Origin of the sequence: Streptomyces spiralis (assembly GCF_014654675.1) — a bacterium.
Classification (GTDB): Bacteria; Actinomycetota; Actinomycetes; order Streptomycetales; family Streptomycetaceae; genus Streptomyces; species Streptomyces spiralis.
In genome coordinates, this window is record NZ_BNBC01000030.1 from 8467 (window position 1) to 30191 (window position 21725).

Here is a 21725-nt window from a genome sequence, read left to right on the forward strand (position 1 = left end):
TCCACTCCGAGCCTCGGCAGGTTGCCCGGCTGCTCCGCCTGGGCGAAGGCCTCCGCAGCGCTCACCAGAAACGTGCCCGCACCCAGCTCAGACGCCTCGGCCGGCAGCAGCACACTCTCGTGGCGGTGCTCACCGAGCAGGCCCGGCTGCTGGCGGCCGAGGCCGGGCACCCCATCGGGCAGGCCGCGCAGGGTGGGCCTCCGGCTGCCTCGTCAGAGCCCTCGCCCCTCCCGCTGGTTTCACCGCGGCGGCTACGGCCGCCGTGAACGAGACAACGCCCGGCTGGCTGCCGAACCCCACCGGGCGCGCGCAAGAGAGCCGCTGTCGAAGCCAGAACGCTTTGATGCCGCCTTCGCCGGCAAGGCCAGCCGCCGGCAACGCCGCACGGACGAGGTGCGCAGGAAGCCGTCGCAGGCGCAGCGGGAGGTGGAAGCGGCCGAGCAGCGCGCCCGGCATCGGGAGGAAGAGCACGACCAGGCGCAGGCGGAGGTCCAGCGCGCCGAAGCAGCGCTGCGGGAGCTCCAAGAGCGCGCGACCGGGCTGGCTCAGCAGCTCCACGCCATGGCCGAACTACGGCGCCGCATGCGAAACGACCTGGACCAGGCACGCCGGCGAGCCGCACAGACGCAACATGCTGCACAGCAGGCCCGCCACGCCGCGAAGACGGCGCGAGCCCGAGCCGAGCGTTCGGCGAGCCGCGGCACCACCGCCGGAGTCGGTGAGAGATGGCCGCGTAACCAAGCCAGGCCCCATACCGCCGCAGCGCGGCAGCTCGGGCGTCACCGCCCGCGGAACGCTCCTCGTGGTGCGGGGGCGGCTGTGCGTGGCGTGCCGTTTGTGCTGTTCGTAGGCTTGTTGGTGCTCGGGGCTACTGCGGGAGGTATGCCATGCCCCTGGGCATCTGGAGCGGTGCGATCAGCTTCGGGCTCGTCACTTCTCGGAACTAATGACGTTGAAGCCTGAGAGCGGATCCAGGCAGCATGGTCTGATGGGCCGTAGTGGCGGCTTGTCCACCAGACGGTACGGCTGCGTCCGATGGGGGGGAGATGGTGGAGGAGCCTGAGTTCGACGTGCTGCTGTCCTCCAGCGGCGATCGGGGCATCGACCTTGTCCAAACGGTTCGCTCAGTAACTGGCCTGAGCGCATGGCGAAGCAAGCAGCTACTTGAAGCCACCCCGACGACGGTTGTCGACCGGACATGGTTCGAAGCCGCAACGGAAGCGGTGAGGCGCCTCAACGCACTGGGTGCCCGAGCTGACTTGCTTTGCAGGTGGTGTGAGCGAGTGATCTCTCTCGAGGACTGCCCGGTGGACCCCGGCCCGTGCTCGTCGCCCTTCTTGTCCCCGGACGGATGCCCCGCAAGCCGACCGAGAGGTTGATTTCTGCCCGTTCGGGACTGCATTCCAGGCCGTCACTCCAACCTGCGAAGTCCCCGAAGGGCGGTGCCGAAAGGCTATCGCTGTGTCGGCATGCCGAGGAGGACGAGCCCGCCTCCGGCCGCCGTGTCAATCTGGCTGATCTTGGACTCAGCGCCGGTCAGACTGATGTGGAGTCCTTCGATCTCGCCCAGCCAGCCCTCCTGCTCTGCCTCAGCAATGCGGTCAACGACGTTGTCACGAATCTCGACCAGACGGCCGCGCTGGGCGGGATCGGGGCGAAGAAGAGAGCAGCGGACGCAGGCGTGCTCGTGGAGGCAGGCGGTGCCATAGGCGCGGGCGCAGGTGCAGACGGAGAGTTTGCGGCGCTCGAAGTGGCCGAGGAAGTCTTCCCACTCGGCATCGGCAGGGGTGCGGTATTCCTCTGCCGGACGCAGGGCGCGGCGGCGGGTGATGAAGGCGCGGTGGGCTTCGATGGTCTCTTCCGGGTAGATCGCGTTGTAGCCCATCGTGGTGTTGATGTTTGCGTGGCCAGCGATACTTGCGCGATGTGAGGCGGGAGTCCAGAGCGGATGGCATCGGTGATGAACAGGCGGCGGAAGTCGTGCGGCGCGAAGACCAGAGGCTGGCCGGTTGAGTCTGTGAGCCCGATGAAGGCGAGGACCTCTCCCAGCGCGCTGCGGATGAACTCGCCCGACATGCAGGATCTCTCGCCGCCGCGGTCCCACTGGAACAGCAGCGGGGATGGTGGGCTCCAGACGCGTTCCTCATAGTCGTATACGGACAGGAGCGGGATGGCACCGGTCCGCGGGTCGCGGACACGTCGGATGATGGTGGCCAGGACGTCGGCCAGTTCCGGGCTGACGAGCACGACTCGCGGGCAGTCCGCCGGCGTCAGCCTTTTCAGATGTAGCCCGCACGCATGGCGTATGCCACGGCATGCGCGCGGTTGCGGAGGTGCAGCCGGGTGGTCAGGTTGTGCAGCACGCTCTTGATCGTGCGTTCGGAGTACGACAGCTTGACGGCGATCTCGCCGGTGTCCATCCCCTCCGCGACCAGTCGGAGTACCTCGACCTCACGCGGCACCAGTCCCGACGGTGGGGCGTCGACGTGGCTCACGGCGCTCTGCTGCAGGGTGCGCACCTGGTTGATGAGCCGTCCGAGCAGATCGGGTGGCAGGTGCCCTTCCCCGCGGGAGGCTGCCAGGACGGCCTGGAACAGCCGCTGGGCAGTGGCCTCATGGCGCCAGACGACGACCCCGACGCCGCACTCGATGATGTCGAGCAGCTCCGCCTCGCGGACCAGGCTCACCACCAGGACGGCACGCATTCCGCCGCTGCGGACCAGCTGACGCAGCCGGGACAGGACTGTCTCGTCCAGGGTCTCCGTGATGAGCATCAGTACCATCGAGGCGGGCCGGTCACCGGGTTCCGCGACGAGTTCGACCACGGGATACTGCCGCAGTTGGCTGACCACCCCCGCCCGCGAGATCGGGTCCGGCGCGTGGACCGTGACCGGTATACGGGGCCCGTTCTCCTCCATGGCCGTGCCCGCCGTTCGGATTGTGCTGCGCAAACCTCTGCTCTCCATGTCGGTGCCCGTGGTGCTTGCGAAGGTGATGCCGCCCCCCGGTCGGTGCAGGGCGGTCACCCGGCCCTGCGGCTGCCGTGTACCAGCACGCGACACTGCGCTCGCGAAGAGATCGATGGGGGCGGTGACGGTGCCGTCGGCGTGCTTCACAGGTTCTCCTCTGCGGTCGGTGTACGAGAGCGGCGAGTGGGGGGAGCAGCCCCCCGCCCCACGTCCCGCAGCCTCACAAAGATCGCTGCTCACTCACCAGACCAATGGCCGCTCATCACTGCTCATTCGCGCAGGAAGTTCGCCCCGGCGGGGATTCGAAGCTGCCCGGACAGCGCTGGGATCGACTCAGAGGGGTGCCGGGCCGGAACCCCCACCCTCGGCTCGGCAGGGACGCGCGGAGGGGCCGGTGCGCGGCGCGCAGAGCGCCGGACCGGCCCCTCGCGGTGTCACTTGAGGCCGAAGGCCCGGATGACGGTCTGGGTCACGCCGCCGCCGTTCTGCTGTTTGGCGGTCACCCGAATGGACACGTAGGTGGCCTCGGGCGGTGCACTCAGGGACGCCTGCCAGGCGCCCTGCTTCTCCTTCAGGCCGTCTCGCTGCCAGGTTTTCCCGTCGTCGTAGGAGATCTCGAGCCCGAGCGAGGAGACTGCGTCCTTCGCGGCGGAGCTGCCGAGCACCGTGGGCCTGATGGTGATCCCGGTCCTGCGGTCCGCCCGACCCTGGAGGTCGAGGTCCGTGTCGTAGTCCAGCTGGACCAGCGGGATCTGCTGGGACTCGGTGACAGCACCGGAGGTGAAGCGCCACTCGGTGCGGGTGGTGGTGGAGTAGGGGCTGAGCTGGGAGAGGCCGGTCGTATCCACGACCAACCGGTACGGAAGCTTCTCCGGTGCCAGGTCGCCGGCGCTGACCCAGGCGTACGGGCTCAGGGAAAGCTGTCTGTCACCCTCGTAGAACGAGGTCAGCTGTGTGCCGGTCGGGCTGCCGTGCGCGGTTCCCGCATCGCCGTATCCCTCGATGGTGGCGCCGAACGATCCGTCCGGGTTGCGGAACAGGACGTCGTCGCTGAGCATTCGTGGCCGAACGACGGGACCGAACCAGTGGTCCTGCTGTTCGCTGCCGGGCTCGTAGGTCATCGTGTCGGCGTGCATCTCCAGGTCCTCCAAGGTGGCGAACTGCTGCCACCGGACGCCGTCCTTGGCGGATACCCAGTCGGTGCGCGGGCCCGGGGCGACCGGCTCCTTTTGGAACGGAACGACCACGACGGTCCCAAACTGAAGCGCAGGCACACCCGGCCACTCGTACGGGGGATAGTCGCTCCGCCTCTCGAAGCCCTGCTTCCCAGGAGGCAGGGCGAAGTCGAGGTCGATCCGGGCGAGGCTGCGGGGGTCGGTGTCGGGGGAGGGGTCCTCGGGCACCTCACCGACGTGGTAGTCGGCCAGGTCGTACAGGTACCTGGGCGACGGGTGGGCCTCCACTGACAGCCGTACCTGCGTCTTGTCCGCGGCGGCGATCTCCGCGATCAGCGCCTCCCCCTCCTCGAGGGTCACCGAGGCGACCGGAACCTGTCCCGTCGTCATGGTGTCGGGGTCGCCGTACCAGTCGCTCCTCCGGCCGTAGTCCTCGTTTACGACCAGCAGCATGGCCGCACCGGCAGCGGTTGCGGCCGCCGCCTGGTCGGTGGGGGACACGCTGTCGCTGCTGCGAACGACCACGGCCTTGCCGCGGGCGGACAGGTCGGCGTACTCGGGCGTCGAACCGGTGCCGGCGAACACGGCGTCCAGGCGGGAGGTACCGTCCGGCAGCGGCTTCGAGCCGGGCTGCACAAGGGCGTCGTCGAGGCGAGTGCTGCCGTAGCTGACCGCCAGCGGTGTCTGCGTGGCGCGGATCCTGGTGGTGAAGACGAAGCTGCCCTTCTTCACCTTGCCCTTGGTCGGTAGGGCCCACAGACTGTCATAGGCAGCGGAGGGGATGACCGACTCGTACAGGGCATCCCCGCCGGGCGCGGGTTCGTTCATGGTGAAGGAGCGCCAGACGTCGATCCTGGTGTCGACGACGGTGGTCGGCTTGGGTGTCGCCACCTTCACCTGGCGCGCTTGTGAGGCGTCGAGCTCCACGACCTGGTCGGACGTCAGCTCCACCTCGGGTGCGATCAGCAGCGCCTCGCCGAGCGAGTGAGGTCCGTGCAGACCTTCCACGTCCGTGAAGGAGAGGACCGTGTAGGAGCCGGGGGCCCAGCGGCTGGTGACCGTCCCGTCCTCGGGGACCCACACGAAGGTGCTGGCTCCGCTCTCGCCCCTGATCTCGGCCACGCCGCTCATGGGCCGGCCGGCGCGGTCCTTCATGTGGATGGTGAGGCCGTACTTCTCGGATTCGACGGAGACCCCTACGACCGTGTGCACCGCACCGCCCGCGAAGCGTGCCGTGATCTGGGCGGAGCGCAGGCCCGGCGTGAGCTGGTCCGGGTCCACCACCACCTCGACCTGTGCGGTTCCCTGTGCGGGCACGGTGACGTGGTCGGCGCCCAGCGCGAACGCCGCTGCGGGGGAGCTGCCCGGGTCGACGGAGAGATCGAGCGTGACGGGGTCGGCCGTGACGTTGGTGTAGGTGATCTCCCGGGTGATCGGCTGCGGCTGCGTGGTGGGCGACCACCGGACGAGCCCCGCGTCCACCGATCCGGTCGCGAAGACCTGGGTGTAGTACGCACCGGGCACGTTCACCCGGCCGGTGCCGGCCTGGTAGGGACTGTAGTCGGGAGTCGGCACGCTGGTGCTCATCAGAGCGTTCTTGATCTGCTGCGCCGTCCACTCGGGGTGTTTCCGGGCCAGCAGGACGGCAGCCCCGGCAACATGGGGGGCTGCCATGGAGGTGCCGCTCTCCGAACGGTAGTAGCCCTCGCCCCCGTTCATGTACTGCGAACGCGCCGCCAGCACGTCCACGCCGGGCGCGGTGATGTCCGGCTTGAGGCCGTCGTCGAGCAGGCGTGGCCCGGTACTGGAGAAGGAGGCGAGCTGGTCGGAGCTGTCCACTGCGCCGACACTGAGCGCGGCGTCCGCGGTGGCCGGCGAGGTGATGCTGTAGGGATTGTTTCCCAGGTTGCCTGAGGCGACGACGAAGAGCGCGCCGGTCTCGGCGCTCAGTTTGTTCAGGGCCTGGCTGAGCGGATCGTTCTGGCCGTGCCGGACGCTGGTGCCCAGGCTCATGCTGATCACCTTGGCGTGCTCGGTCTCCGCCGCCCACTGCATGCCTGCGATGATCCAGGAGTCCTGCCCGGACCCGGTGTCGTCCAGGACCTTGCCCACCAGCAGATCGGCGTCGGGTGCGACTCCGCGCTCCTTGCCGTCCGAGGCGGCACCGGTTCCGGCGACGGTGGAGGCGGTGTGGGTTCCGTGTCCGTCCCGGTCGGTGATGTCCTCACCGGGGACGAAGCTTTTGGATGCCACGATGCGCGGCTCGAGGTCCGGATGGGTGGTGTCCACTCCGGTGTCCAGGACGGCGACCCGTACCCCGGCGCCCGTGCCTCCCGAGGCCCAGGCGGCGGGGGCGCCGATCTGCGCCGTGGTGTCGGCGAGGGTCGCCTTCGCCCTGCCGTCGAGCCAGACCTTGTCGACGCCGGCGGTGAAGGGAGGCGCCGCAGCGGTGTTCGGTGTGTCGTTGGTCCGGCCTGCCGACTGCTTGCCCTTGTGCTGGGCCGGTCCGGTGAGGGCGGACCAGAATGCGGCGGCCTTCGACCGGTGGGTGCGGACTGCCTCGCCGTGGACGGTGGGAAGGCTCAGTGTGGTCCGGGTGCCCGGAAGCGCGGGGCCGGCATCCTTGGGGGTCGCGTCCTTGGCCGCACTGGGTTTGAGGGTGGCTGAGTCCGTCGTCCGGGTGAGGATCAGCGGAAGTTCACTGGCGTGCTTGTCGTCGTAGCCCTGGGCTATCAGCTGGGTGACGTCGAAGAGTTCCTTGTCGAGTCGACCGGCTGCTATGTAGGCCACGGCGTCGTCCGGGTACACATAGGTGTTCCCGTCCTCGGTGGAGACGCGCACCGAGCCCGTGGCGCCCGGCGTGCGCCGGACGTTCACCTCAGGGGTCGATCCGGCAGTTCCCGGAGTCACCGTCACCTTGTCGCCGGTGATCAGGGTCACCGTGGCCGGTGTGCGGCTCGTGCTGCCGGTCGCTGCCGACGGCGCCGCTGTGAGCGACGGTGAGGGGGCGTCAGCGCCGTGTGCCGTCCCATGAGTCACCAGAGCGGCGACAAGGGCTGAGCTGAGACACGCTGAAAGTCTTCGAGTGAAGAGAAGCCGCATACTGCCTCCAGCTTTGAGAAGTTGAACGATCTCGACCACCTTCGATGAAGTGGTGTGCAGGTCTTGAATGTTGGCGACCTGGAGCCGCAGGTTGCTCGGTTTTACATTTCAGGTCAAGCAGCCTGGTGGCAGCACGACGTGGTGATGCACCGAGTGCAACGGGGAACAAATGCGGCCAGTTCGGGCATGAAGCCTCAGTCCCGTCGGCGTTCGGGTTTCGAACGGCCGCCAACTGCTCGAATTGACACAACGGACGGACCGTACGGGCAGTCGACTCCGCCCTCGCACCGTCCCTGGCGGGTCTGTGAGGGCGGCACTCGCGGAAGACAGGATCGATAAGCGTGCACGGCCCGGCGTCGCCCGCTTCCGGCCGTGACTGGCACGTTCAGACTCTCTCCATGGCGCTCGACATGGCCGGAGTCCAGTGACGGCGAGAACCGTCCGATGGCCTGCCCAAAAGGCACGCTTCATCGACTTTCGGGACAAGTCGAATAGTTGATGCGTTATCAGTCTTTAACGTGATCAACATAGGTACTTCATGGAATCTGTGGATCATCGTTTGAGCAGGTGATCCGCCGACCCGCTCATCGATGCGCGGGGCTCCCGCTGCGATCACCGATCCACCACTACATGCGATGCACCACGTCGCAGGGGGTTCCATGCGATCAGTCCGTTCCAAGGCCCTCGCCGGAGTCAGCGCGGCAGCGACACTGCCGCTGCTCGCCGGTGCGCTGGCGCTCGGCATACCCGCGGCCCACGCAGCGGACAACCCGGCCCGGCACCCGCTCGCGGGCACCAAGCCCGGGTGGGCCACGGCCAACGCGGACAAGGGCACCACCTCGAGCAGCGCCGAGGTCTCCGCCCGCGTCTACCTCGCTGGCCGTGACACCGAGGGGCTCGGCGCCTACGCGAAGGCGGTCTCCGACCCGTCCTCGCCGCTGTACGGCAAGTACCTGAGCGCCGAACAGGCGCAGCAGCGCTTCGGTGCGACCGAGGCTCAGGTTGCCGAGGTGACCTCGTGGCTCAAGGCGTCCGGTTTGAAGGTCACCGCTGTCACCCAGCACTACGTCGCCCTCAAGGGTGACGTCGACGCGGTCGAGAAGGCGTTCGGCACGCAGTTGCACGACTACGCCAAGGGCTCCAAGACGTACCACGCGCCGTCCAGCATCGTTTCGGTGCCGTCGACCGTGCAGAACGCGGTCCTGACCGTGACGGGCCTGGACAACGCACCGAACCTGATGACCCACCAGGACCGGCTGCCCGAGCCGGAGACTGTCTTCCGCAATGCGGGGCCCTTCTCCACCTCTTACGGCTCGAACATCGCCACGACGCTCCCGGACGCCTACGGCACGAAGCTCCCCTACGCCGTGCAGGGGTACACCGGCAAGCAGCTTCGAGCCGCCTACGGCGCAGGCACCTACACGGGCAAGGGGGTGCGGATCGCCATCGTCGACGCGTACGCCTCGCCGAACATTGTCTCTGACGCGTCCAGCTACGCGGCGAAGCACGGCGACGCCGCCTACACCAGCGGCCAGCTGACCCAGGTGCTGCCGAAGAAGTACACGTCGACCGCCGCGTGCGGTGCTTCCGGGTGGTACGGCGAGGAGACCCTCGACGTCGAAGCGGCGCACGCAGTCGCACCCGCTGCGCAGATCACCTACGTCGGCGCCGCTTCCTGCTCCAACGACGACCTCCTCGACGGGCTCAACAAGATCGTCGACGGGCACCTGGCCGACATCGTCTCCAACTCCTGGGGCAGTCCGGAGGCCAACCAGACCTCGTCGGCCGCGGCCGTCTACGACCAGGTCTTCCAGACCGGCGCGGTCGAGGGCATTGGCTTCTACTTCTCCTCTGGCGATAATGGCGACGAGGTCGCCAACACCGGCACGAAGCAGGTGGACGCCCCGGCCAACTCGGCGTGGGTGACCGCCGTCGGCGGCACCGCGCTGGCCGTCGGCACCAACGACACGTACCTGTGGGAGACCGGCTGGGGCACCGGAAAGGCCGCCCTGTCTGCCGACGGCACGAGCTGGGTGGGCCTACCCGGTACGTTCAACAGCGGCGCCGGCGGCGGCACCAGCAGGACCGTGGCACAGCCCTCCTACCAGACGGGTGTCGTGCCGGACGCACTGGCCAAGGCCAGCAGCGCCGGTGGAAACCGCGTCGTGCCGGACATCGCGGCCATCGCCGACCCCAACACCGGTTTCCTGGTAGGCGAGACGATGACCCTCCCCAACAGGACGCAGCAGTACTCCGAGTACCGTGTCGGGGGCACCTCACTGGCCGCGCCGGTGATCGCGGCCGTACAGGCCCTGGCCCAGGAGGCGCGCGGCGGCACGGCGATCGGCTTCGCCAACCCGGCGATCTACGCCAAGTACACCTCGGGCGTGTACCACGACGTCACCGACAACCCGACGGGCACCGAACTCGGCGTGGTACGCGTCGACTACCTGAACGGCTACGACGCCACCGGCGGACTGAGCACCACTGTCCGTACCCTCGGCAAGGACAGCTCACTCAAGGCCGTCCAGGGCTATGACAACGTCACCGGCGTGGGCTCCCCCGCTCCCGGTTACGTCGCGTCCTGGCGCTGATCGACAACATCCCCGTCAGGCGCTCGGCCAGTGCTCCGGCCGAACGCCTGACGGGCCTCGACAAGCGAGCACCTGCCGACACCGGAACCCTGGTCGCGATTACCGCGAGAAAACCCCCAGGCCATGGGCCCGGGGGTTCTCCGCTGCAGACCCGAGGCTGTACGAGCGCGTCAGTCCCCTGAGACGCGGTCTGCTTGATGCCGTCGACCACGGTCGGGTGAATGGGGTGCTGGTGCAGGTCACCGTGTCGGGCGTGATCAGGGCATCCGTTCCGCTGCCCTTCGGAACCCGGACCGCCTTGGTCGTGCACAGCCGCGCCCGCGCACGACGAGACCGCTGAGTACGCGGTTTCAGTGTCCGTGGGGTGGTGTCGCCGTCGCCGACGTCGCCTGCTCCCACATCAGCTCGCAGACGCGATTCACCCCGTGGGCCAGATGGCGCCGGTAGGTGCTGAAGGGCAGCCCGAGCCGCTCGGCTGCCGCCTCCTGAGTGCGGGGGCGCTGCAGGTAGGTGACGGTGACCGCGCGGTGGGCCTTGAGCGAGCGGGAACCCTGAAGGGTGTCCACCGCCGCGGAGAGCAACTGCCGCAGGACGGTGACTGGTTCGTCACCGGTGTGGTCGGCTCGGGTGGTGACCGCCTGGCTGGTGAGCAGCGGGCTGTTGGCCAGCAGTTCAGTATCGTGCAGGCCTTTCAGCGCGCCCCGGACGGCCGACCGGAATTCGTCGTGGGTGAGGGAGGCGGTCCCGGCTCGGCGACCCGCTGCGGGGGCCGCTTCGTGCAGGGCCCCGGGTTGGGTGCGGTCGAACCAGATTTCCAGGGGTGTGGTGCGCCAGTCGCAGGCGAAGGCCGTGAAGGTGCGGCCGTGTTCCCAGGGTGTGTGCCAGACCTGGCGGTGCCCGAGGTGATGCATCAGGCCCTCCCACAGCGCGGCGTCGGGGGAGACGATGAAGGACCAGGCCAGTCCGTTGCCGCGGATCCAGTCCAGGCAGATGCGCAGCTGCATCAGGTGCCCGACAGTGGAGACCTGGCCGTACGCCGCCGGGTGGACCATGAAGCGGGACATCAGCAGGTGCTGGCCGGGTCGCAGCGGAGCGGTGCGAGTGACGTGCGCCCAGGCCGCGGTGACCACGGGGTCGATGTGGTCCTCCGGGGCAGGTTCGGTCAGGCTCAGCCAGGTCATGAAGGCCACCAGGTCGCCGCTGTGCGTGTCGCGGTAGGTGTGGAACGCCTGCGGTTGCCGTCGAAGCCAGTGCCGCACGATGCGGGCCGACCGTTCGCCCTCGGTCTGCTCGGTCATCCGGACGATCGCGTCGGCGTCCCCGGGGCGCAGCTGGTCCTCGCGGACGTCCCCCTCACGTTCGATCTGCTGGAAGTAGGGGGCCATCGGCCCGTAGCGCTTGAGGTGGGTCAGCGCCCGTACGGCGGTCATCGCCTGCGGCTCCGCCGCGGTGCGGACCCGCTGCAGGAGGTGGTGTCCGGCCCTGCGGTGCATCTCCTCGTAACCGTGGGGGTCGCGCCAGCGCAGGTCCCGGTCCAGGCAGTCGGCGACCAGGTCGTGGAGGAACAGCCCCTGACGGCCGTGGTCGCTGAAGGGGAGGGTGCGCAGCCAGGCGAACATGGCGCCGGCGTGCTCGACGCCCACGACCGCGCCCAGCAGGTCCTCGGTGGTCACCAGGGTGTGGGCCGCCACCTCCAGGGCCATGCGGTGCTGCTGGGAGGGCAGTTCCCCGACAAGGGAGTACAGCAGGGTGGTGATGACGTCGGGGGTGGGGCTCCAGTCGGCCTTGTCGTCGCCGAGCGTTCCGGCCTCGCGGTCCGGACCGTCGTCGCGGACGGCGACCGACGCTGCCAGGGCCAGCGCGAGGGGGTGGCCGCCGGCGAAGGCGAGCACCGGCTCGCGCAGGGACGGCGGAACGCCTCGCCCCTCGAGCAGGGCAGTTGCCGCGGGCGACTCGAGCGGCCCCAACTCCAGCACCTGCAGCGCCTCGCTCCAGACGAGGTCGTACCGCCACTCGGTGGCGGGGGCGAACCGCCCGGCCACCACCGTGACGGCGTGCGCGGACAGCGACGGCAGGAAGTGCTCCCGCAGCCAGCCCTCCAGGCCCTGACAGCGCTCGAAGGAGTCGACGAAGAGAACGCTGTCGTCCTCGGCCGCGGCCTTGGCGGCCTCGGCGGCGAAGGCCGCCGGGGAGGGCTCGATGCCGCGGCCGTCGACGTGGACGACGGCCCGCCCCGCTGCCTCGGCCTCGTCCGCGAAGCGGCGCAGGAGCGCCGTCTTGCCGACGCCGCCGGTGCCGTGGACATACAGGACCGCCGGCGCGCCGGGCTCCCGGAGCAGGGTCGAGCGGAACAGGTCCAGTTCTTTCCTGCGGCCCACGAACGTCCTTGCCCGAGCGAACTGCAGGCGCGAGGCCAACTTGCCGGAATCCGCTGTCTCCACGCCTGGAAAGCTAGCATGCGCCTTGATCTGCGGGAACGGCCGCACGGAGGCCGGGAGCGCGTCCCGCCGCCGACCGGCCGCCGGCTGGTCGGCGGCGGCCTGTTCCTCTACACCGCGGCCGTGACCGCCAGCACCCGTTGGACGAAGTCTGTCCAGCCGAGCGCGTCCGAGTCGTACAGGAGGCTGATCAACCGGACCACGGCCCGGCCCACCGCGGCGTCGCGCGATGCCGCCAGGGGACCTGCGACATGAAGGCGCGGGCTGCTGGTTTCTTCGAGGTCCAGCGGCGTCCATGGAGCAACTCGCGCTTGAGGCCCTGGAAGAACGATTCGGCGAGGGCATTGACGCATAGCTTGAGCCGACGCGGCCCACGCTGCGGCGGATGCCGTGCCGGCGGCAGACCTCGGCGAAGGCGGCCGCGCTGTATTGGGCGCCCCTGTCGGTGTGGAAGACGACGCCGTGGACCCCGCCGCCGCGGGCGGCCACGGCCATCTCGATCGCGTCGGTGACCAGCGAGGTGCGCATGTGGTCGGCGATCGACCAGCCCACCACCTTCCTGGAGCAGATGTCGATCACGGGGGCCAGGTCGGGGCCGCTGTCATGTGACCGCCATGTTCGGCCCGCCCGGCGCCCGCGTTCGGCTGCCCCGGCAGCACCTGCCCCAGCAACGCACCACGGCGCACGGCTCACCCGGCCGGTCAGGGCAGCAATCGGCGGGTAGAGGTCCAGGCCAAGAGTTGATCGCGGGTGCGTCCAGGTGCCAGGTAGCCGAGCAGGGTCTGCAGATGGGCCGTCAGGTTCTTGTGCCACCGGAGCTGGCGGATCTGCTCGATGGCCAGGTCGCGCCATCCGTCGGCGAGGGCGGCAGCCTGTGCGGGCGTGATCGTCAGTGCGTCAAGCGTGTCGGCCGCCAGAGCGGCGGGGCTCCAGTCGGGGTCCGTGTCGTCGGGACCCAGCCTGTCGATCACCCACATCCGGAGCATGAAGTCCTGATGGGTTACCCGCGTCAGGTGTTCCTCGCCGTCGGCGAGCATGAGCCGGTTGGCGAGCAACGACAGCTTCGCCCACTGGCGGCGGGCTTCTTGTGGGTGGGCGGAGTCGTAGGCATGTCCCTGCGCCGCGACGCGTGCCGTCTCAAGCTGCCGACCACGGGCGTTCTGGATGAACGTCTGCAGCTGCTCGAGTGTCCACGTGCTCGGATCGCGCCCAAGGTCTTCTCGGTCTGCGTCGCTGCTCACGGTCCGTGCTCCTGGTCGTAGGCATGCCGAGGCTGGTCGGGGCCGTCTGTGCCCGTCGGTTGATCTGACCGAGCTTGTCCTCGGCGCCGGCCAGGCTAACCCGCAGACCTTCGACCTCGCCGAGCCAGCCCTCGCGCTCCGCCTCGGCGATGCGGGCGATGAGGTTGTCGCGGATTTCGACGAGCCGTGCCTGTTGGGCGGGGTCTGGTCTCAGGAGTGAGCATCTGACACAAGCGTGCTCATGGACACACGGAGTTCCGAAGGCGCGTGCGCAGGTGCCGATGGACACCTTCCGCTTCTCGAAATGGGCGAGGAAGGCGTCCCACTCCGCTTCTGTCGGGATTCGGTACTCTTCGCTGGGGCGAGAGGCTCGTCGGCGGGTGATGAACGCGCGATGGGCCTCGATCGTCTCGGCGGGGTAAACCGCTTTATACCCCCTTGTGGTGTCAATGTGCCTGTGCCCACAGATCACTTGGGCGATATGCGGCGGCAGGCCGTTCATGATGGCGTCGGTGACGAAGATCCTTCCGAAGTCATGGGGCGAGAAGGTGAGAGCCTCGCCGTCGGCGTTGGTCAGGCCGGTGACGGTCAGGGCATTGATCAGCAGTTTCCGGATCGCGGTCGGCGTGAACGCGCGGTGCTCGGAGCCGATGTTGCGCTGGAACAGCAGCGGCATCGGCGGATTCCAGACCTTCTCTCGGACGTCGTAGGCGGCCACCAGCGGTATCGCCCTGCTGGGCCCGCGCAGACGGCCGATGATGGTACTGAGGACGTCGGCGAGTTCCGGGCTGACCAGCAGGAGTCGTTCAGCCGGCCCGGTCACTGCTCGCGACCGCCAGCGGGATACCGAGTTCGCCCTGACGTCAGCCGGGATGGTCGTCCGGGACAAGTGGCCCCGCCCCGGCGGCGGCGCCCGCTGGAAGATCCGGGTGAACCTGCGGTGGGACGACATCGCCGGCCTGGGATTCGACTACGGCAGCCACGACTCTGTCGTATCGCTGTGGGCGGTGTCGCCACATGGTGATCAGCGACAGCACATCGTGGACGCCCGCAGCTTCACACCCGACCAGTGGGATGGGTTGGGGTGCAGCACCGCGGCCCTGACCGGCGGCCGCCTGGCCATCGACCTACGTGTCGATCCCGGCGATGGCCTTGCCGTTCTCCGGACGCGCCGCCCGGTGGACGACGGTCCCCGCAGTACCGGGCACCGCTGCGTCGTCGGCGGTCCTCTTCAAGGCACGACCGTACTTGCCGAGCGGCGACGCCGTCTCGACGCCTGCCGCCGTCGGGAAGTCTCCGGCCGTCTTCGGGCGTGCTCGGCAAGTCCCCGGCGGGCTGCGGGAAGTCCCCGGCGGGCTTCGGGAAGTCCCCGGGCGTCCTATCGAGCGGGGCGTTCGGGGATCGTCGGAATGATCTTCTCGGCGATGGCGGAGAGACGGCTGTCGTCCGGGAGCGTTCCGGACTCGCTCCACACGGTGATGTCGTAGTAGCCGCCCCGGTCCTTCCGGTCGAGGGCCACGGTCAACGTCCTGGCGAGGGGGCCCTGTTCGACAGGTCCGCCGGTTCCGCCGGTTGCGCCGCCCCCGAGACTGATCTCGATCTTCATGGTGTGGTCCGAGGACAGGACGGCGGGCCGGCCGAGGACGGTGAGCGTCCTGACGTCCTGCTCGTCCCCGAACTTCATCAGCTTCACGTACTGGGCGGTCGTCATTTCGTTGTACGTCGCGGAGAGGTTCACGGAGTACGTGGCGAACGTGACCTTGGCCTCCGGCAGGGCGACCTTCTCGGCGGTGAGAGGAGCGGTGCCGCTGGTGCTCGAGGCCGTGTCCGCGATCTCTCCGGGCGTACCGAGGAGCTGGGCCAGGTCGGGCCGGTTGAGCGCCTTGCACAGCTCGTCGCCGGTCACCGCCCGGGAGTTCTGGCGGTAGACCTTGGGCAGTTTCTCGTGTTCCCCGCTGGGGCACGAGGCGGCCTTCGGTGTGCTGTCGGCGGAGGTCAGCTTGTCCGGAACCAGCCACAGCGCGGCCCCGATCGCCGCGAACACCGCCACGGCCGCGACGGCCTGAAGCCATGCGTTGGGCTCCTTCTCCGGCATGGCCCTCTCCGGCGCGGCCTTCTCCGGAACGTCCCCCTGCGGAACGGCCCTCTCCGCAGTGGCGTTCTCCGGAGCGGCCGGGTCCGGGTGCGGCCCCGCTGCCGCCTGGACCTGGACCTGGACTTGCGTCCCGGCGGCGCCATCGCCCCCTGCCACGCCCGCGGCGTCCACGTGTGCCGCCGCCGGACCCCGGTTCCGGCGTGCGCGCAGCGCACGGATCACCCCAACGACGCGGATCGCCGTGAACACGACGAACACCACGCCGAGACCGGCCGCGGCCCAGTCGCGGTCGTGGACACCGAGATACATGAGGCGTACGCCGAGTACGGACCCGAGCACGATGAGCAAGGGCTCGCGGACCCAGAAGGGCAGGAGCCGGAGGAGGAAACCGAGCATTCCGCGATCTGATCATGACAAGATCGCATCCGCCATGGTGGAAGCCACAGTTCCGCGAAAAAGCTCGCCTTCCACCAGCTGTGTCGATCAAGGAACCCGGCGGCCCGAGGTTCTCCGAAGCCAAGCGCTCTGCTGTCGGCAAAGACAGTCGCGGCTGCGTTGGCGTGGGCGACAGAATCCTTGCATGCAGCCGATCTTCGTTCTCGTGCACAGTCCGTCCGTGGGCCCGTCGACCTGGCACCCTGTGGCCGAACACCTGACGGCAGCCGGATACCAGGTGCGGGTGCCGTCCCTGCTGAACGTAGGGGCCGGTGCTCCGCCCTTCTGGCCCCGCATCGTCGACGTGGTGCGCGACGATCTGCGGCAGGTCCCGGCCGGTAGCCCCGTCACGTTGGTGGTACACAGCAACGCGGGCTTGTTTCTCCCCGTGATCCGCTCGGGCCTCGACCATCCGGTGACCGGCTCGGTCTTCGTCGATGCCGCACTGCCGGCCCGGATCGGCCCGACCGCCGTCGCCTCGCCCGAGTTGCTGGAGTTCCTCCGCCCGATGGCCGTGAACGGCAGGCTGCCGCGGTGGACCGACTGGTGGGACGAGGCAGACGTCGCACCGATGTTCTCCGAGCCGGTGCTGCGGCAGAAAGTCGTCGAGGAGCAGCCCACCCTGCCGCTGTCCTACTACGAGCAGCACATCCCGGTCCCCGACGGCTGGGACGACCATCCCTGCTCATACTTGCTGTTCGGCCCTCCGTACGACGACTTCGCCGTCGAGGCGCGCGAACGCGGCTGGCGTGTGGCGCACCTGCCCGGCGCGCACCTCCACCAGATCGTCGATCCTGCCGGCACAGCACGGCACCTCGTCGAACTCACCACTACGACCTGAGCCGGCTGATCCACTTCGGTGGACATTCGACCAGGTTGCCGTCCGGGTCGCGCAGGTAGGAGTTGAGCAGCGGGCCGAGGACGCCGGTGCGCGGTACGGGGCCCTCCTCCACGGGTGCGCCGCAGGCGGCCGGGTGGGCCGGCGCCTGTTCCTGCGGGGCCGCTGATCACGATCCCCGGCTCGGGGCGTACCGGGCGAGCTGTCCGGCGCAGGCATTCCACGCCGGGGCGGACAGCAGTTCGCGGGAACGGGCGAACAGGCGGTACAGGTCCGGGCCGTGGCGTTGGGCCAGCTCGGTGTTGTGGGCCAGTACGTCGAGCTCGTTGGCGGCCGTGATCTCCACCAACGCGCGTACGTCCGCCTCGGCCGGCATGTGTTCGCGGCTCGTGAAGCGGTCGCGGAAGACCACGGGGCGCCCGGCGCCCAAACGCGGGTAGACGGCCGCCCGGTCGCAGCTCGCGTACAAGTACACCAGGGCCTCCGCACGGTCGCCGATCAGTTCGGTGAGCACCTCGCGCTCGGCGGTGTCCAGGAGTGACCCGTCGAATCCGTCCGTCCCGTACGCGGCGTGGCACAGCCCCGCGAGCTGGAGGGCCGGCTCGGCGCCCCAGGCCGAGAGCAGGCGGGCGACGCGGCGCAGATGGTCCAGGAGCGTCCCGCCCGGGTGGGGCATCCGGTCGGCCCCCCGCGCGCACAGGAACGCCTCGACGTGGGGCCACCGCGCGGGGGCGGACCGCTGCATCACGCCCCCGGCTCTGCGGCCCGCGCGATCTCGGCGACCAACCGGGCGGTGGCTGGGGTGGCGATGCCGTGGGCGGCTCCGGCGCGCAGGACGGCTCCGCCGATGGCGTCGAGTTCGAGCGGCCGGCCGGCCTCGGCGTCGCGCTGCATCGAGGACTTCATCGTCTCGGGGACGCGGTCGAAGAAGGAGAGCAGGTCCTCGGCGGCCACCGGTACGTCGGCGGCGCGGGCCACGGCCGCGATCTCGTCGAGGACGGTGAGCAGTTCGGGACGGTGCCGACTGCGCACGGTACCGACGTCGGCCTGGTGACGGGTGGTCAGCAGAGCGAACGCGGCGAGGAAGGCCAGCTTGTCCCAGAGCATCGCGTTCTCGTCCTCCCGTACGGTCACGCCCAGGCCGGCCTGCTGAAGCAGCTCTGCGAACTCCTTCACCGAGGCGCCGAGTTCGAGGTCGGCGAACGGGCTGGTGTGGGCGATGCGGCCGGGTGAGGTGCGAGTGGCTTCGACGCGGATGGTGCCCGCGACGACCCGGGCCGAGGGGAAGCGCTCGCGCAGCGCGGCCAGATGGTCGAGGCCGTTGAGCAGCGGGACCACGACCGCCGCGCCGACCACCTCGGCCGGGACACGGTCGAGCGCCTCGGCGAGCGCGGTCTGCTTGACCGTCACGAAGACTGCGTCCACCGGCTCGCGCAGCTCGGTGTCGGCCTCCACCGCCGTGCTGAACGTCCCGTACTGGCCGCTGTCGACGTGCAGGCCGTCCTGCCGCAGCACGGCGACGGTCCGCTCACCGGCCAGGCAGATGACGCGGTGTCCGGCGCGGGCGAGCAGCGCGCCGATCAGGCCGCCGACACCACCCGGGCCGAGAACGGCCACTGTCAGCTTGTTGGTGCTCACGTGTGCTCCTGTCCTGAGAGACCGGGAATCCGGTCGGGCCCGTGGCGGGTCGGCACCCGCCCGTGCCGGGATCGCGTCCGGATCACGGTCGAGACAACAGGCGGGTTGCCGCCCTGGGCCCGGAGACGATCGTCAAGCCTGGCAGGATCCAAGTCAATCCACGGTTTTGCTCGTGAGATCCAAGCATAAGCTTGGGTCTCGTGACTCTTGACGATCTCCGTGTCTTCGCCGCGGTCTGCCGAACCGGTGCGCTGAGCGCTGCCGCCCGCGACCTGGACTGCACGCAGTCGGCAGTCAGCCAGCACGTGAAGCGACTCGAACGGGAGCTGGGACTCAGCCTGCTCGAACGGCACCCGCGCGGGGTGGCGCCGACCGCGGCGGGGCAGTTGCTGCACACGGCGGTGACCGAGGGCCTGGGGCGCATCGACCAGGCCGTGCGCCGGATCGAGGAACTCGCCCGCGCGGAGGGCGGATCGGTACGCGTCACCACCGGCGCCACGACCGTCCGGCACTTCATGGCCGCCGCCGTGGTCGACTTCCGCCGGCGTTTCCCGCGGGCCAGCCTGGAGTTCCAGACCGAGGCGTCCAGCCGTGGCTGCTTCGAAGCGCTCGCCGCCGGCGCGGTGGACCTCGCCTGGATCACCCTGCGGCCGGCCGGCGGCGCCATCGAGCAGCGGCCCGTCGTCCACCTGCCCTGGTCACTCGCCGTCACAGCCGACGACCCGCTCGCCGCCAAGCCCTCCATCGAGCCCACGGACCTGCAGGACGCCCGGCTCATCGGCCTCCCGGAGAATTCGACGGCTCGCACCCAACTCGGCACGTGGCTCGCCGAATCGGGCGTCCGGCCGGTCTTCGACACCAGCGTCACCGACTGGGACACCGCGATCCTGCTGGTCGGGCTCGGGCTGGGTCACGCGGTCGTCCCGACCCTGCCCGAGTGGACCGGCCCCGGCCACCCCGACCTGCAGCTGGTCCCGATCCCCGCCCTCCCCGCGCTCACCGCCGGCTGGGCTGTCCGCCGTTGGGACGCCCTGTCCCCACTGGCCCGCGCCTTCGCAGACACCGTCGCCCACCACTGCGCCCGCCTGTCCGGTCACTGAAGCGGCACCCGGTAGGTCGCCTCACCCGGCAGCGCAGGAAGCGCTCCCTGTCGTGCGGGGGCCGCACCTGGCTCTGCGTCGTGGCGGTGCGCCACGACGCAGCAGCACTTTCGGACGACCGGCCGGGCCGGCTGCGAATGCACAGGTCAGGCGGCGCGTAACGGGGACACGGTCGCAGTGCAGGTCCGCTCGTCACTCGGAGCCTCAGACCGACTCACGGATCGCGGCCCCCGGCGGCCTTACGGCGGGCCGTTCACCGTGGCGGGGCATCGCCCGGTCCCGGTCGGCCTTCGAAGGTGCTCCGACGGGTGAAGCGGGCGCGGGCAGCGTCGCCGCTGACGCCCAGCGCCCTGCCGATCTGCGGCCAGCTGGCCCCCGCCTGCCGGTCCGCGAGCACCGCCAGACGTACCAGATGGTCGGTGAGACGGGGAAAGCAGGCCACGGCCGCGCAATGCGCGGCCGCCTCCAGAGACCTACCCTCACCGTCGGCCATGCCGGCCAGTTCACGTTCGACCTGCGCCAGGAGCATCGAACCGACGGTGACCAGGGTGCGCCGGGCGGCTTCGGCCTTGCTCCAGCGCCGCCGGGGCCGCCAGGCCGCCTGCCGGTGCCGAGCGTGGCAGTACCGGCGGCCGACACCGGCGGAATGCAGCAGGGCCGTCCCGCACCAGGCACAGCGTGCGTCGGCCATACCCGGACACTACGCCCGCTTCGGCGACGGCGCGCTCAAAAGCGCCTGCCTCGGGAACGGGGTGCCGCCTGACCGCGGGCCGCGCCGTTCCGCGTCATCCTGGTCGAGCTCGCGCTCCCCCGAGGTGTCCGAACCCGCGCGTGCCCGATGCGAAGGGGTGAGCCGTAGGGTGAGCGGATGTCGGATACCTCCCAAGGGATCTTGGAAATCGATGCGTTGCAGGGCCTCTTGACCGGCCTCTGCACGGCGCCGGTTGTGGTCGACCGTTGGGAGCGGCTGGAGCCATGGGCCGTAGCCCGTGTCTGGGTGCGAGGTGCTGCTGCGCTTCCGCGTTCCGTCGTCGTCAAGTGGGTGCCGGACGGGCAACGCGAGGCGCGCGCTGCTCCGTGGCGGCTGCGTACCGAACTGGCGGCGCTCCAGTTCCTCAGCGAGGACCTCGAGGTCGAGCTTGCTCCCCGCGTCATCGCTGCCGACACTGCCGCCCGGTTCCTCGTCCTGGAAGACCTCGCTCCCCGAGTCTCCTTGGACCAGTTGCTTCGACGGGACGGTGCAGCAGCGCACGGCGACCGGCTGGCGGCGTTCGCCCGCGCCCGCGGTGCGCTGAGCGCGGCCACCGCCGGGCGGGCCGAGGCCTACTACGCCCGTCGGGCCGGACTGGGACCGGTTGACGCGGCAGCAGACCGGGCCGGACGACTCGCCCCTCTCCGAAGAGAGGCGATCCAGCATGCATCCGCACTTGGGGCGCCCCCAGGCGGCCGGGTTGTCCACGAACTCGCCACAGCCATGGAGGCGTTGGCTGATCCGGGCCCCTTCCTAGCTCTGAGCAACGGAGACGCGGAGGCCAACAACATCTTGCTCCATGCCTCCGGTCCGGCCGACGCCCGCCTCGTCGACTTCGAATTCGCCGGCTACACCCATGCGCTGACCGATGCCGTGTGCCTGTATGTGCCCGGCCCGGCCTGGCTGACCGTGAGTAATCCCACCATCACAGGTCTTGCCGACCAGTACCGCCACGCCCTGGCCCGCGGCATCCCGCAAGCCGAGGACGACCGGCGGTACGGAGGCGACCTCGCCGCTGCCTGCGCGTCCTGGGCGCTGGTTCGTCTGCATCGGTTCCCCCTGCTCGACACCCGCCCGTCCGGTGATCACAGCCGGCTCCAGCTCGTCGCAACCCTGGAAGCCGCTGCGCGCACGGGCGAGATCTACCAGGCGCTGCCACACGTCACGGGATGGATCCGTCGCATCGCCGCTGTGCTGCGGCGCCGCTGGCCCGACGCGAACCAGGACCTCGCCGACGGGGGACGGTTCCGGCCCTACCAGCCTCGGCACTGACCCCCGACTTTTGACAGTCACCTCACCAACGTCTCCGCCTTCGACCCTGTGGATCTCGCTGACGTCGTCACCACCGA

At 69.8% G+C, this 21725-nt stretch carries 16 protein-coding genes and 1 pseudogene; 5 read left to right on the top strand and 12 right to left on the bottom strand.

Annotated features, from left to right (window positions below; all coding sequences use genetic code 11):
- Positions 1–1046 precede the first annotated feature (1046 nt).
- The gene (locus IE318_RS27245; RefSeq protein WP_189904526.1) at positions 1047–1379 is read left to right on the top strand and encodes a ribosomal protein L7/L12; all 333 of its coding nucleotides are present in this window, start codon (positions 1047–1049) and stop codon (positions 1377–1379) included.
- Between the two features lie 74 nt (positions 1380–1453).
- Here the strand turns inward: IE318_RS27245 and IE318_RS27250 are convergent, their stop codons facing one another.
- The 3 genes from IE318_RS27250 to IE318_RS27260 form a co-directional block, all read right to left on the bottom strand.
- Positions 1454–1885, bottom strand: coding sequence for a hypothetical protein (locus IE318_RS27250; protein WP_189904528.1), 432 nt, complete (start codon positions 1883–1885; stop codon positions 1454–1456).
- 394 nt (positions 1886–2279) lie between these two features.
- The gene (locus IE318_RS27255; RefSeq protein ID WP_229903786.1) at positions 2280–2918 is read right to left on the bottom strand and encodes a helix-turn-helix transcriptional regulator; all 639 of its coding nucleotides are present in this window, start codon (positions 2916–2918) and stop codon (positions 2280–2282) included.
- A gap of 485 nt (positions 2919–3403) precedes the next feature.
- Complete coding sequence (locus IE318_RS27260) at positions 3404–7084, bottom strand: S8 family peptidase (protein WP_229903770.1); 3681 nt, start codon at positions 7082–7084, stop codon at positions 3404–3406.
- An 821-nt stretch (positions 7085–7905) separates the two neighbouring features.
- Between IE318_RS27260 and IE318_RS27265 the strand changes: the two genes are divergently transcribed.
- On the top strand, positions 7906–9840 hold the full coding sequence (locus IE318_RS27265; protein ID WP_189904532.1) for a S53 family peptidase: 1935 nt from the start codon (positions 7906–7908) through the stop codon (positions 9838–9840).
- Positions 9841–10190: 350 nt separating this feature from the next.
- On the opposite strand, the gene IE318_RS27270 is transcribed toward IE318_RS27265, so the two are convergent.
- From IE318_RS27270 to IE318_RS27290, 5 genes and pseudogenes are all read right to left on the bottom strand, one after another.
- On the bottom strand, positions 10191–12218 hold the full coding sequence (locus IE318_RS27270) for an ATP-binding protein (protein ID WP_189904534.1): 2028 nt from the start codon (positions 12216–12218) through the stop codon (positions 10191–10193).
- Between the two features lie 325 nt (positions 12219–12543).
- Positions 12544–12866: pseudogene (locus tag IE318_RS27275) on the bottom strand (DDE-type integrase/transposase/recombinase); the annotation flags it as partial.
- Between the two features lie 113 nt (positions 12867–12979).
- Positions 12980–13519, bottom strand: a complete 540-nt coding sequence (locus IE318_RS27280; RefSeq protein ID WP_189904536.1) for a hypothetical protein — start codon at positions 13517–13519, stop codon at positions 12980–12982.
- Complete coding sequence (locus IE318_RS27285; protein ID WP_229903771.1) at positions 13416–14342, bottom strand: site-specific integrase; 927 nt, start codon at positions 14340–14342, stop codon at positions 13416–13418. The genes IE318_RS27280 and IE318_RS27285 overlap by 104 nt, the downstream gene beginning before the upstream one ends.
- Positions 14343–14897: 555 nt before the next feature.
- A complete protein-coding gene (locus tag IE318_RS27290; protein ID WP_189904538.1) occupies positions 14898–16010 on the bottom strand; it encodes a DUF6215 domain-containing protein in 1113 nt (370 codons plus the stop codon).
- A 184-nt stretch (positions 16011–16194) separates the two neighbouring features.
- Here IE318_RS27290 and IE318_RS27295 point away from each other — a divergent pair, with 184 nt between their 5' ends.
- Complete coding sequence (locus tag IE318_RS27295; protein WP_189904540.1) at positions 16195–16890, top strand: alpha/beta fold hydrolase; 696 nt, start codon at positions 16195–16197, stop codon at positions 16888–16890.
- Here the strand turns inward: IE318_RS27295 and IE318_RS46155 are convergent.
- The 3 genes from IE318_RS46155 to IE318_RS27305 are packed head-to-tail and all read right to left on the bottom strand — an operon-like array spanning position 16880 to position 18525.
- Entirely contained in the window at positions 16880–17002 is a 123-nt protein-coding gene (locus IE318_RS46155) for a VOC family protein (protein ID WP_268256749.1), read from the bottom strand. The two genes, IE318_RS27295 and IE318_RS46155, sit on opposite strands and share 11 nt — an antisense overlap.
- A 54-nt stretch (positions 17003–17056) precedes the next feature.
- On the bottom strand, positions 17057–17632 hold the full coding sequence (locus IE318_RS27300; RefSeq protein WP_229903787.1) for a DUF6817 domain-containing protein: 576 nt from the start codon (positions 17630–17632) through the stop codon (positions 17057–17059).
- Positions 17632–18525, bottom strand: a complete 894-nt coding sequence (locus tag IE318_RS27305; RefSeq protein WP_229903772.1) for a ketopantoate reductase family protein — start codon at positions 18523–18525, stop codon at positions 17632–17634. The genes IE318_RS27300 and IE318_RS27305 overlap by 1 nt, the downstream gene beginning before the upstream one ends.
- Before the next feature lie 200 nt (positions 18526–18725).
- Here IE318_RS27305 and IE318_RS27310 point away from each other — a divergent pair, with 200 nt between their 5' ends.
- Complete coding sequence (locus IE318_RS27310; protein ID WP_189904542.1) at positions 18726–19625, top strand: LysR family transcriptional regulator; 900 nt, start codon at positions 18726–18728, stop codon at positions 19623–19625.
- A gap of 253 nt (positions 19626–19878) precedes the next feature.
- Here the strand turns inward: IE318_RS27310 and IE318_RS27315 are convergent, their stop codons facing one another.
- Positions 19879–20316: a hypothetical protein gene (locus IE318_RS27315; protein WP_189904544.1), complete on the bottom strand. Its 438-nt coding sequence runs from the start codon at positions 20314–20316 to the stop codon at positions 19879–19881.
- A 177-nt stretch (positions 20317–20493) separates the two neighbouring features.
- On the opposite strand from IE318_RS27315, the gene IE318_RS27320 reads away from it, so the two are divergent.
- Positions 20494–21648 carry a phosphotransferase gene (locus tag IE318_RS27320; protein WP_189904545.1) on the top strand — a complete coding sequence of 385 codons (1155 nt, stop codon included), beginning with the start codon at positions 20494–20496 and terminating at the stop codon, positions 21646–21648.
- Positions 21649–21725: the final 77 nt, after the last annotated feature.